Annotated in this window: 12 protein-coding genes; 4 read left to right on the top strand and 8 right to left on the bottom strand. The window is 59.9% G+C overall.

Going from position 1 to position 13,664, the window contains the following annotated elements; translation table 11 throughout:
• Positions 1-3: 3 nt before the first annotated feature.
• Positions 4-402 (bottom strand): DUF2721 domain-containing protein, encoded by a 399-nt coding sequence (locus M2103_RS07500; protein WP_277509720.1) that lies wholly within the window; start codon positions 400-402, stop codon positions 4-6.
• Positions 403-522: 120 nt separating this feature from the next.
• Here M2103_RS07500 and M2103_RS07495 point away from each other — a divergent pair, with 120 nt between their 5' ends.
• The 4 genes from M2103_RS07495 (at position 523) to M2103_RS07480 (ending at position 5,137) form a co-directional block, all read left to right on the top strand.
• Positions 523-1,476, top strand: coding sequence for a site-specific tyrosine recombinase (locus tag M2103_RS07495; protein ID WP_277509719.1), 954 nt, complete (start codon positions 523-525; stop codon positions 1,474-1,476).
• Between the two features lie 102 nt (positions 1,477-1,578).
• Positions 1,579-2,907, top strand: a complete 1,329-nt coding sequence (argA, locus tag M2103_RS07490) for an amino-acid N-acetyltransferase (RefSeq protein ID WP_277509718.1) — start codon at positions 1,579-1,581, stop codon at positions 2,905-2,907.
• A 136-nt stretch (positions 2,908-3,043) separates the two neighbouring features.
• Positions 3,044-3,742 (top strand): DUF374 domain-containing protein, encoded by a 699-nt coding sequence (locus M2103_RS07485; protein ID WP_277509717.1) that lies wholly within the window; start codon positions 3,044-3,046, stop codon positions 3,740-3,742.
• A 6-nt stretch (positions 3,743-3,748) separates the two neighbouring features.
• A complete protein-coding gene (locus M2103_RS07480; RefSeq protein ID WP_277509715.1) occupies positions 3,749-5,137 on the top strand; it encodes a cation diffusion facilitator family transporter in 1,389 nt (462 codons plus the stop codon).
• Between the two features lie 50 nt (positions 5,138-5,187).
• On the opposite strand, the gene M2103_RS07475 is transcribed toward M2103_RS07480, so the two are convergent.
• The 7 genes from M2103_RS07475 to M2103_RS07445 form a co-directional block, all read right to left on the bottom strand.
• Positions 5,188-6,750, bottom strand: a complete 1,563-nt coding sequence (locus tag M2103_RS07475) for an NADH-quinone oxidoreductase subunit N (protein WP_277509714.1) — start codon at positions 6,748-6,750, stop codon at positions 5,188-5,190.
• A gap of 24 nt (positions 6,751-6,774) precedes the next feature.
• Complete coding sequence (locus M2103_RS07470; RefSeq protein WP_277509713.1) at positions 6,775-8,340, bottom strand: NADH-quinone oxidoreductase subunit M; 1,566 nt, start codon at positions 8,338-8,340, stop codon at positions 6,775-6,777.
• Positions 8,341-8,499: 159 nt separating this feature from the next.
• Complete coding sequence (nuoL, locus tag M2103_RS07465; RefSeq protein WP_277509712.1) at positions 8,500-10,407, bottom strand: NADH-quinone oxidoreductase subunit L; 1,908 nt, start codon at positions 10,405-10,407, stop codon at positions 8,500-8,502.
• Positions 10,408-10,608: 201 nt separating this feature from the next.
• On the bottom strand, positions 10,609-10,914 hold the full coding sequence (nuoK, locus tag M2103_RS07460; protein ID WP_108823739.1) for an NADH-quinone oxidoreductase subunit NuoK: 306 nt from the start codon (positions 10,912-10,914) through the stop codon (positions 10,609-10,611).
• Positions 10,915-11,033: 119 nt separating this feature from the next.
• Complete coding sequence (locus tag M2103_RS07455; protein WP_277509711.1) at positions 11,034-11,582, bottom strand: NADH-quinone oxidoreductase subunit J; 549 nt, start codon at positions 11,580-11,582, stop codon at positions 11,034-11,036.
• Between the two features lie 184 nt (positions 11,583-11,766).
• Positions 11,767-12,297, bottom strand: coding sequence for an NADH-quinone oxidoreductase subunit I (locus M2103_RS07450; RefSeq protein WP_277509710.1), 531 nt, complete (start codon positions 12,295-12,297; stop codon positions 11,767-11,769).
• A gap of 102 nt (positions 12,298-12,399) precedes the next feature.
• Positions 12,400-13,566 carry a complex I subunit 1 family protein gene (locus tag M2103_RS07445; RefSeq protein WP_277509709.1) on the bottom strand — a complete coding sequence of 389 codons (1,167 nt, stop codon included), beginning with the start codon at positions 13,564-13,566 and terminating at the stop codon, positions 12,400-12,402.
• Positions 13,567-13,664 lie beyond the last annotated feature (98 nt).

Below are 13,664 nucleotides of genomic sequence, written 5' to 3'. Positions count from 1 at the left end.
GCATTAGATTTCCGGCACCTTTGCGCGCTTGAATTCCACCTCGATCGCGTCGATCGAAAGCGTGATCTCGTGCACGCACGTCGCGAGCGACGACACGAAGCAGACCAGCGCGAGCGCGAGTGTGATTTCGCCGGAATACCACGGCACGGAAAAATACATGAGCCCCATCGACAACGCCGCGAGCAACAGCGCAGCGAGGCCGAGCATCTGCATACGCTTGATCAGATGCAGCCGGTGCCGGATGTTGATCAACTGCACCTCCCAATGCGGCTGCGGCGCGACCGAGTGCTCCTTCAGGATTCCGCGCGCCAGCGTCGTCAGCGCGAGAAACCGGTTTGTGTAGGCAAGGCACAACAGCGAGATCGCGGGAAAAATCAGCGCGGGAATGGAGGCGTTGGTCATGCGCGCAAGCGTGCAATCCCGCGGCCCCGCTGAAAAGGCAAAAGCACGGCGAATGCGCCCGCCGCATCGCGGCTTGCCCGTTTTTGCCGCGATGTCATTTATTGCGCGCAACACACGCCGATGCCGCCTCCGAAAAAATACCGCAAACTTGAGCCAAGCCGCGCCCCCGCCGGGCTCGCGGAACGCATCGACGCATTCATCGCCTACCTCGGCCTCGAACGAGGCCTCTCGTTCAACACCCAGTCCGCCTACCAAAACGATCTCGACGCCTGCGCCGCGTTCCTCGCCGAAAAACGCGGCCTCAAGTCGTGGCTCGACGCGAGCGCCGAGGACGCCACCGCGTGGCTGCACGCGCTGCGCGACGACGGCATGAGCGCTGCGAGCAGCGCGCGCAAGCTCACCTCGCTGCGCGTCTTCGCCCGCCAGCTCGTGCGCGACCAACTGCGCCCCGACGACTTCACCGAGCTCATTTCCATGCCCAAGCTCCCGCGCCGCATCCCAGGCACATTGAGCGAGACGGAAATGAAAAAAATACTCTCGGCCCCGACCGGCGGCTCCGCGCTGGCCGTGCGCGACCGCGCCATCCTCGAGCTGTTTTACTCGAGCGGACTGCGCGTCTCCGAACTCTCCACGCTCACAATCCCGCAAATCAACCTCGACGACGGATTCCTGCGCGTGTTCGGCAAAGGCTCCAAGGAGCGCGTCGTGCCGATCGGCGGCAAGGCAATCGAGGCGCTGCGCGTCTATCTCGACGCCGCCCGCCCGGGCTTCGTGCGCACGGGAAAAACCGGCGCCGAGGTTTTCCTGAGCAAACGCGGCACGGCGATTTCCCGCAAAACGCTCTGGGTTCTCGTCACGCAATACGCGCGGCGCGCCGGACTCGAAAAAAAAGTGAAGCCCCACCTGCTGCGCCACTCGTTCGCCACGCACCTGCTCGGCGGCGGCGCGGACCTGCGGGCGATCCAGGAAATGCTCGGCCACGCGAGCCTCGCCACCACGCAAATCTACACGGCCGTCGAGTCCAGGCGCCTGATCGACCAGCACGCGCAATTCCATCCGCGAAACAAGGGGTGACCGCCGCCATCGCCAGGCCGCCCGTAATCCCCGTGTTCACGCATTGACGCGCGGCTCCGCTTGCAACTTAAACTTCATCCTCAACCTTAAACCTTTTCCGCGATGAGCAACGTATCCACATCCCCCGCGCCCGCCGCCACCGCCACGACGATCAAACCCGTGGACCTGCGCGGCATCCTCAAATACGTGCCCCGCTTCAAGGACCAAATCTTTGTCATCGCGCTCGACGGCGCCATCATCGCCGACGAAAATTTCGGCAACCTCCTCGTGGACATCGCCGTGCTCCGCAGCCTCGGCATCAAGGTCGTGCTTGTCCACGGCATCGGCAAACAACTCCGCGAACTCTCCGAACTGCGCCGCGTTCCCATCACCGACGAAGCCGGCACAGGCGTGGCCGACGCCGCCACGCTCGACCTCGCCATCCGCGCCTCCTCGCGCGTCTCGCACGTCATCCTCGAGGGTCTCACGCAAAACGCCATCAAGTGCGCCATCACCAACGCCGTCCGCGCCCTCCCCCTCGGCATCCTCCGCGGCGTCGACCATCAGTTCACCGGCAAAGTTGACCAAATCGACACCGAGTTTCTCAACACGCTCATCGGAAAAAATATCACCCCCATCGTCTCGCCCATCGGTTTCGGCCCCGACGGGAAGGCGCTCCGCATAAACTCCGACCTCCTCGCCGCCGAGCTCGCCGAGGCGCTCCGCGCCACAAAAATCATTTACCTCGCCCCCCTCCCCGGCCTCGAAATCAAGGGCGAGTTGCGCCGCGACATTCCCGCGCCCACGCTCAAAAACATCCTCGAAAAAACACCCGAGCAGATCGCGCCCGACGCGCAAAGCAAGGCGGTCAACGCCCTTCGCGCCATCGAAACCGGCACCCCGCGCGTGCACATCATCGACGGACGCGCATTCGACAGCCTGCTCAACGAAATCTTTTCCAACGAAGGCGTCGGCACGCTCATCTACGGAAACGACTACCAGCAAATCCGCCGAGCCAGGCGCGGCGACGTGCGCGCCATCCACAACCTCACCCGCGGCGCGGTCCGCCGCGAGGAGCTCATCTACCGCACGCAGCAGGCCATTGAAAAAAACATCGACCAGTTTTACCTTTTCGAAATCGACGACACCCTCATCGGCTGCGTGTCGCTCTACTTTTATCCCGACAAACCCGAGCTCGCCGAAATCGGCTCGCTGTATGTTTCGCCGAACCACCAAAACCGCGGCATCGGGCGCAAACTCGTCACCTACGCCTGCATGAAGGCGCAGGAGCGCGGCGCGACAACCGCCGTCGCCCTCTCCACGCAAAGCTACTCCTTCTTCACCGCCGCGATGGACTTCGGTGAAACCGACAAAAAAATCCTCCCCGAGGCCCGCCTCAAACTCTACGAGGAAAGCGGCCGCAACCCGAAGGTGCTTGTAAAGACGCTGTGAAACGCCGTGGCCAGGCCGCCACGCCCGGTTCGATTGCCCGCGCGGCGACATAACAATTCGCGGCACTTGCGGCGCGTTGAGATGTCTTGCATCATGCGGCGCAGATGCGATTTTCACCATCCAGACACCCGACACCGTGAGCCAAAAAACCGACAACATCGAAACACAGGTCGTGACCATATGCGGCTGGAAACGCATGCTGATATGGCCGCTCGGCATGCTCGTGCGGCTCTGGTGCGCATCGATCCGTTTTGATTGCGACAAGGAAAGCGAGAAAGCCCTCCGAAACGAGGACACGCCCGTCGCGTTTATCATCTGGCACAACCGGCTGTTCTTGATCGGCGAAGTTTTCAGGCGCTACCGCCGTCGCAATCTCTACGCGCTCGTCAGCGCAAGCAAGGATGGCGCGTGGCTCGCCGCGTTTTTCGACATCATCGGCATCAAGTGCGTGCGCGGATCCAGCAGTTTCAACGCGCGCGAATCAGTCGCCCTGCTCATCAATGTCATGCAACAGGGCCACGACATCGGAATCACCCCCGACGGACCGCGCGGCCCCATTTACGGATTCAAGGGCGGCGGCATGATCGTGGCGCGCCGCGCAAAAGCCGCCGCCGTGCTCATCGGCATGCAATTCCAGCACGCCCGGCAACTGCGCAGCTGGGACCGTTTTTATCTGCCGCGCCCGTTCTCGCGCGTGCGCCTGCGCGGCGAACTGGTGTCGCCCGGGGAATTGCGCGACCGCGCCACGACGCCCGAATCGCTCAGCCGGCGTCTTTGCGCGCTTAGTCCCGACAAAAAATTGGTCGCGGGCCGTGATGCGAAAGCCGTAGTCTGAATCCGCATGGAAGCCTCCCACACGCACGCAGCCGTCCGCAAGGAGCGCGTCGCCCGCTGGTCCATCGTCGCGAGCGCGGTGATCACAGTCGGCAAGTTGCTGGCGGGATTGTTTTCGGGTTCGCTCGCGCTGCTCTCCGAGGCCGCGCACGCGCTTGTCGACACATTCGCGACCACCGTCACCTGGTTTGCCATCCGCGCCTCAAACAAACCCGCCGACGACGAGCATCAATACGGCCATGCGAAATTCGAAAGCGTCGCCGCGCTCGTGGAAACAGGAATCCTGTTTTTGCTCGCGTTGGCCGTGCTTGTGCAAGCGGCCGGAAACATTTTTTCGGGCGGGCACATTATCGAGGCCACGCCGCTGGTGTTTGCCATTGTCATTGCTTCAATCCTGATCGACCTAAACCGCATTCGCGCGCTCCGCAAAGTGGCGCGCGACACGGGCAGCCAGGCGCTCGCGGCGGATGTGCTGCATTTTTCGTCCGACATGGCCGGATCGGTGCTCGTGCTGCTCGGGTTGATCGCATCGCGCTTTGGTTTTCTCTACGGCGACGCAATCGCGGCGCTGGGTGTCGCGGGGTTCATCGCCGTTGCGGGCTGGCGGCTCGGGCGGCGCACGCTCGACACGTTGCTCGACGCCGCGCCGAAGGGGCGTGTCGCCCGGCTGCGCACAATCGCCTCCGCCGAACCCGGCGTGCTCGGCACGAGCAATATTCGCCTGCGCGCCGCCGGGCACGAGGTTTTTGGCGAAATGACGCTGATGGTCGCGCGCACGCTTTCAATGGAGCAGGCCTCAGCGATTCGCACCAGGGTCCTCGCCGCCATCCGCAAGGAATTCCCGGACACCATGCTGACCGTGACAACCTCGCCTGTCGCCCCGCGCAGCGAAACCGTGCGCGAACGCGTCACGCACATTGCATACAGGCGCGGACTGGCCGTGCATCATGTCACGGTGCAGGATATCGGCGCGCATCTTTCGATCAGTTTCGACCTGGAACTGGATGGCCGCATGAGTCTCGGCGAGGCGCATGAAACCGCCGAGTCACTGAAGGCGGAAATCCGCGCCGAGTTTGGCGCGGGAACCGAGGTCGAGCCGCATATCGAGCCGCTGGAGGTCAAACATCTCCCCGGGCAAAACGCGCCACCCGAAACTGTCATTGCGATCACGAGGCTCCTCGAAAAACTCGCCGCGCAAAGCGGATCGGTTTCAGGCGTCCACAATGTCCGCGTGCGTCAGACGCCGGGCGGCCTGGTGGTCAATTATCATTGCCGCGCCGCCGCGTCGCTCGATGTTGCGCACGCCCACCGGTTGATCGACGAGATCGAGCACCACGCGCGCGACGAATATCCCGCCATCACGCGCATCGTCGGCCACACGGATTTGCTGAAATAGAGGGAGAAGGAACGCCGGTGGGCGCTCCCTTCGCATGCGATTGTTTCAGCTCAAAATATTTTCAGCAAATTCAGGAACTCGATGACGGGTTTTTGATACAAGCCGAAACACAGCGTGGACAGTGTGAGCACGATGAGCAACAGCCGCATCATGACGGGCACCTTGATCCGGTCGGCGGGATGCACGGGCGTTTCGTCGGGCACAGCGGAGGACTGCCAGTTTTGGAAAAATGCCGCGCGTATCCACCCGAAGTAGTAATAAATCGAAACCACCACGGCGAGAATCGCAACCGCCAGCAGCCAGTAAAAGCCCGCTTGGAACGCATCGATGAAAATGAGCAGCTTGCCCATGAAACCAAACAGCGGAGGCAGACCCGCGAGCGAGCCGAGTGCAACCACGAGCACCGCCGCGAGAAACGGATTGCGCTTTGCCAGTCCGTGATAATCGCTGAATTCCTGCTCGGCATCGTTTTCACCGGCCACAAGCGCCATGACGCCGAACACCGCAAACGAGGCGAGCGTGTAGGCGATTATGTAAATGAACAGAGGAACGTCCGAGGATCCCTTCAAGTGAATGCCCGCCACGATTCCCATCATCAGAAAACCCGCGTGCGAGACGCCCGACAAACCCATGAGCCGTTTGACATTGTATTGGGTGAGCGCGGCGAGATTGCCAAAAATGATCGTGGCAAACGTCACCACCACAAGCAGCGGCACAACCATGCGGAAAACGGGCGAGATTATGGGCAGCAGCGTAAAGAGGAGTGCGAATCCCGCGACCTTGGAACCGACCGAGAGAAACGCCGTCACGGGCGTGGGCGCGCCTTGATACACGTCGGGAATCCAAATTTGGAAAGGCACCAAGCCAATCTTGAAGGCAATGCCGCTGAGCACCAAGAGCACCCCAAGGTTGCCGATGAAGTTGCCGGAGTTGTTTGCCAGAAAATGATGCACTTGCAGGTAACTGAGGGGATCGAGCATCGGATAACGTCCCGCTGCAGCCGGATTACCCGCCATGCCGTAAAGCAGCACGATGCCGAAAAGCAGCAGTCCCGAACTGAGCGAACCGAGCACGAGATATTTTAATCCCGCCTCAAGGGAAAACGCGCTCGCGCGATAATAACTGACGAGGACGTAGAACCCGACGGTGATTGTTTCCAGCGCCACAAAAAGCATCAGGAAATGGCTTGCTTGGGCGAGCAGCATCATCGCCGCGGTAATCACGAGCACGATATGGAAAAACTCGACTCGCGGCACGCGTTGTTTTGGCAGCGAGATCATCGCAATCGCATGCACCAAAATCGAGGTGACGACAAAAAACACGCGGAAGAATTGTCCCGTGGGAGTGAACTTCAGCATGCCGTAGAAAATGGAGCCGGTCAGGGTGCTGCCGTTTATCTTTGGCTCAAGCGCCCACAGAAGTGCCGCTGCGAGCACGCAAATCTGCCCCACGATCGAAATGGCGGGAATGAAACGGCGCATGGCCTTGGGCAGCGCCAGCTCAAACACGAGCAGCAAGAGTGCGAGCCCGGCGAGAAGGATTTCGGGCGTAATGAGCACCCAGCCATTTTGGGCGCCGGCGCGTGCGATGTTGGTTATAAAATCGGAGGTCATCGGTTTCGTTTCCTGATAAAAAAATTATTTCGCGGGCGCGGTTGCCGTCGTAGGGGCGTTGCTTGCGACGCCCTGATTGGGAGTTGCGGATTGCGAGATTGTTGCGGACGTCAATTGCGCGTTGAGCGGGGTGGTCACGATTTTGGGCCAGACACCGACAAGCACCAGCGCGGCGAGCAGCACAAACGCGGGCACCCGCTCGCTCCAGCGCAGGTCGGTCACGGGATTTTCGGCGGCGACTTTTGCGAAGGTTTCCGTAGGCGGCCCGAAGAAGATGCGCGCCGCGGCGCGCAGGCCGTAAATCGCCGAGATGATGATGCCCGCGACGGCGGCAATCGTCATCCATTTGGAAAAGCCCCACAGCGCAACGAAGATGGTCAGTTCGCCCCAGAAGTTCGCGAAGCCGGGCAGTCCGATGCTCGCAAATATCGCCGCAACGAAGAGCGCGGAGAGCAGCGGCGCTTGTTTCGCGAGGCCGCCCATCGCGGTCATGTCGAAGGTTTGCGTGCGGTGATGAATGCTCGTTGAAAGGAGGAACAGCAGCGCGACCGACAGGCCGTGCGCAATCATCATGAGCACCACGCCGCCGGCGCCGAGCGTGCTCATCGCGGCCACGCCTAGAAACGCGTAGCCCATGTGCATCACGGAACTGTAACCGATCATCTGCTTGAGGTCGGTTTGCGCGATGGTAACGAAACCGATAATGACAACATTGCAGAGCGCGAGAATCGCGAGGATGTGCGACCAGTGCGCCGCGCCGCTCGGGATGAGAGGGAGCGCGATTTGCACAAGCCCGTAGAGTCCGAATTTTTTCAAAACGCCCGCGTGCAGCATCGCCGCCGAGCTGGGCGCGGCGCCGTAGCCGAGCGGCGCCCACGAGTGCAACGGAAACAGCGAGACCAGGATGCCGAAGCCAAACATGAGGATGCCGAAAATATTTTTCTGCACGACCTCGGAAAGCGGTTGCGCGGCGATGGCTTCGCGGAGCGCGATGAGGTCGAAGTTCGCCGCGCCGCTGGTCCAGTAGATGGCGATGAGTCCGGCGAGCGAAAGCATCGCGCCGAGTGTCAGGTAGATTGTCATCATCATCGCGGCGTAGTTGCGGTCGCGTCCGCCCCAGACGCCGACCATGATGAATGTCGCGATGAGCGCGAACTCGTGGAAGAAGTAGAAAAAGAAAATATCAACGCTCGCGAACACGCCCATCAACCCGCCCTGCATGACGAGAAGGAGCAGCAGGTATTGGCGCAGGCGCTCCGCTCCGGATTGGATTGCGTAAAACCCCGCGGCGAAACCGACGATTCCGGCGAGCGCAAAAAGCCCGAGCGAAATGCCGTTGAGCCCGAGCGTGAGCTTGATGCCCCACGCGGCGAGTCCCAGGTCGTAACTGGTGAAGTAGGCGTAGCCGTGGTGCAGCGGCATTCCGGCAAACTTGCCGACGAGATAGATCGCAACGAGCGCCGGCACCGAAAAGCCGATGTAGGCGAGAAACATCGCGATTTTCCGCGACGGCCCGAACGCGATGATAAGCGCGGCGGCCAGCGGTGTCGCTATCGAGAGAAGGAGAAGATCGATCGGGAATGGATTCATTCGGAAAATGGAAAGTGGGTTTGGGAAAAATTAATTAACCACGGAGGACACGGAGAGCGCGGAGAAAGGAAGGTTTGTTGCCCGAGTTTGAATCGCTCTGTTTTTTCATCTCTGTGTTGCTCCGTGTCCTCCGTGGTTAAAATCTGTTTTGAAAAATGCTTAGCTCAGAAAGCCGGTGGCGAAGGCCCAGATGAGGACGACGCCGATGAAGAACCAATAGACGTAGGCGTGGATGCTGCCGACGTGCAGCGCGCGCGCGCCGAGGCCGAAGAAACCCGTCAACCCCGCAAGGCCGCGCACGATCAGTCCGCCAATGAGGAATTGGTCGAGGAAGTTCAGCAAAAGCGCGAAGCGTTGCTGGAGTTTTGTGACGTAGTAGTTGTAAACGCGGTCGGGCGTTTCCTTGAGGTGCGTGAGGATGGTGAACACGCCCGGAATGCGGTCGCGCAACGTGTCGGTCGCCGCCGATTTGTAGAACGCCAGCGCCGCGCCAGCGCCGATGAGCATGACGGCAATGCTGGTGATGAGGATGATGGTGTGAGCGGTGCCGTGGGTCTGCGGCACATCGAGCAGGACGTCGTTAAACGCGCCGCCGTAGATAGCCGTGTAGCCAGCAACGACTGAAAGAACCGCAAGGACAATAAGCGGAAGCAGCACTGACGGACTACTTTCGTGTGCATGCGAAGCAGCCTCACTACGAGTCTCGCCGAAAAATGTAATTTTCCACATGCGCACCATGTAGAAAGCAGTGAGGATCGCGGTGAATCCGAGGATGATAAAAGCGGGCGTGTTATTTACCATAGCAAGAAGGAGAATCGCATCCTTCGAAAAGAATCCCGCGAGAAACGGCATGCCGATGATTGCGAAGACGCCAATCGTGAACGCAATGAACGTCACGGGCATCTTTTTGCGGATGCCACCCATTTTGAAAATATCCTGCTCGTGATGGCATCCCGCGATGACCGAACCAGAGCCGAGAAATAGAAGCGCTTTGAAGAAAGCGTGCGTGGTCAGGTGGAACATTGCAGCGGCAACGCCAGCATTCAAAAAAATTGCCAGCTCTATAGTGTTCGCAGTGGCCACACCTGTTGGAATATAAGCCCCCCCCAGTCCAAACGCCGCAACCATGTAGCCGAGTTGGGAGAGCGTGGAGTATGCGAGGACTTTTTTGATGTCGCTTTGCGTGATGGCGCAAAGGGCGGCGTAGAGCGCGGTGATGACACCGATCCACATGACGACGTTCAGCGCGGCGGGCACGGCGGCGAAGATCGGCTCGACGCGACAGAGCATGTAGATACCAGCGGCAACCATCGTCGCGGCGTGGATGAGCGCGGAGACTGGCGTGGGGCCTTCCATCGCGTCTGGCAGCCAGACGTGCAGCGGGAATTGCGCCGACTTGCCGACCGCACCGCAGAAGAGTGCAAGGGGAATGCAGGTGGCAACGGCCGCGCCCCCGGCGATTTTCGCGGACATTTCGGTGAGATTGGTTGTGCCGAAAACGTAATAGCACGCGATGATGCCGAGGAGGAAACCGAAGTCGCCGACGCGGTTCACGATGAAGGCTTTTTTGGAGGCGTCGGCGGCGGATTGTTTTTCGCGATAATGATTGATGAGCAGCCAGGAACTGAATCCGACGAGTTCCCAGAATATGAACATCATGAAAAGGTTGTCGGCGAGCACGATGCCCGTCATCGAAAACATGAAGATCGAGAGGCCGCCGAAGTAACGCGCGCGCGCCTTGTCGTCGCGCATGTAGCCGATGGAAAAGATGTGAACGCACAGGCCGACAATCGCGACGATGACGAGCATGAGCGCGGCTAGGTCGTCGAATTTGATCCCCAACGAAAGTGTGAATTCACCGATGCTCAGCCAGTCGAAGGATGTGTTGACGACAGTTTCGCGCGAACCTCCGAACGCGAGCATGAGCGCGGCGGCGGCATACGCGGCGCAGGCCGTGACGGAGATAATTTGCGCAAGCGTGCCGGAGCGTCGCAGGAAGAGCGCGATGATCGCAGCCGAGGCGAGCGGCACGAGCAGGGTGAGAAGGGCGAGATGTGTGGGAGACATACCGGGAATGAATGAGAATACGGAATGCAGAATGTAGAATGCAGAATACAGGAGTCAGGAGTCAGGAGTCAGGAGTCGGAACTTCGGCTGACGCGTGGTTGATGGAAATTGGGTCATGGCGTTTTGTTGGTGTGATTGTTGTGCGCAGCTTTTTATGGTTTGGAGCTGACTCCTGTATTCTGACTCCTGACTTCTTTTCCTTTAGTTTTTTAACGCGTTGAGTTTGGCGACATCGACGGTGCCGCGGCGGCGGAAGAGGGCGACGACGATGGCAAGGCCGACAGCCACCTCGGCGGCGGCGACGGTGAGAATGAAGAAGACAAACACGTTGCCCTCGATGGTGCCGTTGAAGCGCGAGAAGGCGACGAGCGCGAGCGTCGCGGCGACAAGCATCAGCTCAAGGCACATGTAAATGATGAGCGTGTTCTTGCGCAGGAGCACCCCGAAGAAGCCGATGGCGAAAAGCGTCACGGCAAGCACAAGGTAATGATAAAGGCCGATGGTCATGGTGGAAAAAGGAGTCAGGAGTCAGAATACAGGAGTCAGGAGGCGGGGCTTCGGTTGACGCGTGGTTGATGAAAATTTGGTCATGGCGTTTTGTTGGTGCGATTGTTGTGTGCGAGGTTTTATGGTTTGTCTCCTGGCTCCTGTATTCTGTCTCCTGGCTCTTTTTCCTCATGCTTTTTGCTGATGACGATGATGCCGAGCATGCCGACGAGGAGGAGGAAACCGACGAGTTGCACGGGGAGCATGTAGGTGGTGAAGAGTTTCGCGCCGTAGATTTTCAGGTCGGTGAAAAATGCGGGGGCTTGGGCGAGCGCGAGCTCGTCGGTCAAAAACTGGCCGCGCGCGAAAAACGAGAACGCGCCGAAGATGAGGAGCGCGCCGGCAATGGAGCTGGCGACTATGGTCATCTTTTTGAACGGGGGGCGTTTCCCGCCGTGCATGTCGAGGAGCATGATGATGAAGAGGAACAGCGCCACGACCGCGCCCGCGTAAACGAGGATGAGCAGGAACGCGAGCAGGTGGGCGTCAAGCATCACGAAGAGCACGGACACGCCGCACAGGCAGACAAAAAAACTGAGCGCGGACGCGACGGCGTTGCGATTGGCGACCAGGCCGATCGCGGCGGCAAGCGTGAGGGCGCTGAAGATGTAGAAGAGGATGGCGGGCATGGGAAAAGAATATGGGAATCGGAATACGGAATACAGGAGTCAGGAGTCAGGAGTCAGGAGTCGGAACTTCGGCTGGCGAAGGCTTGCTGGAAATTTGGACATGGCGTTTTGTTGGTGCGATTGTTGCGGGCGGCTTTTTATGGTTTGAAGCTGACTCCTGTATTCTGACTCCTGACTCCTTCTTTTAATGCTTTTCAGCGGCGGCTTTCTTCTTGTCCCACTTGAGGTGGGTGTCGGGGAGCGTGCCTCCGAGTTCGTAGAGTTTTTGCTTGTTGTTCACCATTTCGGCGCGGGTGTATCCGCTGGATGAATACACGTTTTGCAGCCAGATGGCCTCCTCGGGGCAGACTTCCTGGCAGAGGCCGCAATAGATGCAGCGGAGCATGTTGATCTCGAATTCCCTCGGGCCTTTCTCGACGTGGGCGTTGGGCGAATCGGCGGGGATTTCGCCGGGCGTGATGCGAATGGCCTTGGGCGGGCAAACGAATTCGCAGAGCTGGCACGAGACGCATTTTTCGCGTCCGTGCGGGTCGCGCACAAGCGTGGGCACGCCGCGGTAGCCGGGCGGGATTTCCGGACGCTCCTCGGGGTAGTTCACCGTGACCGGCTTGGCGACGATGTGCTTCATCGTCGTCTTCATGCCCGACAGGATTTGCGGGATGTATGTGCGCTCGGCGAGCGAGAGCGGTTTGCGTTGGACTTGGATGACGGACATGGGAAATGCGGAATGCGGAGTTCGGAATGCGGAATTGAGTGGACGGATTGGCCCGATCGGGCGGATGAGTCTGATTGGAAATTTTTACGAGTGGCGGCGGTTTTACTTTTGCAGAAGCGCGATGGCGATTATGTAGACCACGAGGTTGGCGATGGAGAGCGGGAGGAGGCGCTGCCAGCCGATGCGCATGACTTGGTCGTAGCGGAAGCGCGGGAGCGTCCAGCGCACCCACATGAAGATGAAGATGAAGATGAGCACTTTTGTGACAAAGATGCCAATCGAGAGCAGGCCGACGAAGATCGGGTGCAGGAGCCATTGCCAGTGCAGGAGGTCGTGCAGCCAGTTGACCAGGTCGGCGAGCGGTATCCACGGGAGCGGATTCCAGCCGCCGAGGAAGAGCAGGACGAAGATGCCCGAGCCAACGATCATCTGGCAATACTCGGCGACAAAGAAGAGCGACCATTTGTAGGAGCCGTATTCGGTGTGGTAACCGCCGACAAGGTCGGCCTCGGACTCGGGCATGTCGAACGGCTGGCGGTTGGTCTCGGCAAAGATCGTGATGAGGAAGATGAAGGCCGAGACGGGCATGATAAACACAAACCACATGCCGCCCCAAAATCCGGGCTGGCTTTGGAACTCGACCACGCGCACGAGGCTGAGCGAGCCGGTGGTGCCGGGCGCGTTGATCCAGAGGAGCACGGGCACGACGGCGAGCGTCATGGAGAGCTCGTAGGAGATGAGTTGCGCGCTGGCGCGAATGGCGCCGAGGAACGGATACTTGGAGTTCGACGCCCAGCCGGCGAGGATGAGCGAATACACGCTGAGCGAGGCGAGCGCGAAAACGCCGAGGATGCCGATGTCGACGTTGGCGAGCATCACGGGAAGGATTTGTCCGGCGCTGTCAAGATACGCGCCGAAGGGCACAAACACGATCGTGGAGAGCGCGGGTGTCATGGCCACGATGGGCGCCATGACGAAGTAGAATTTGTTGACGTGGCCGGGGATGATGTCCTCGCGGAAGAGGAGTTTGCCGCCGTCGGCCATGAGGTTGAAGATGCCAAAGTATCCGAGGATCGGGCCGATGATCGGAATCCGCGCGAGCAGCCACGGGCGCGCGCGATTGGGGCCGGGGCGATCCTGCGCCCACGCCGCGACTTTGCGCTCGGCCATCGAGCAGGCGGCGCCAACGGGAAAGAGAAAACAGATCACCGCAATCCCTTGGATGAGGTAGCGGACGATGTCTGGCAGGCTGAAATAGAAGTCGATCATTTTGGAAAGAATGCTGGAAAGAATACAGGAGTCAGGAGCCAGGAGTCAGGAGTCGGAGCTTCGGCTGACGAAGGTTTGATTTAAATTGGGACATGGTG

This window comes from Ereboglobus sp. PH5-5 (genome assembly GCF_029504805.1).
Classification (GTDB): Bacteria; Verrucomicrobiota; Verrucomicrobiia; order Opitutales; family Opitutaceae; genus Ereboglobus.
The sequence above is the reverse complement of the archived record's forward strand: the minus strand, read 5'-3'. Positions and strand labels throughout refer to the sequence as shown.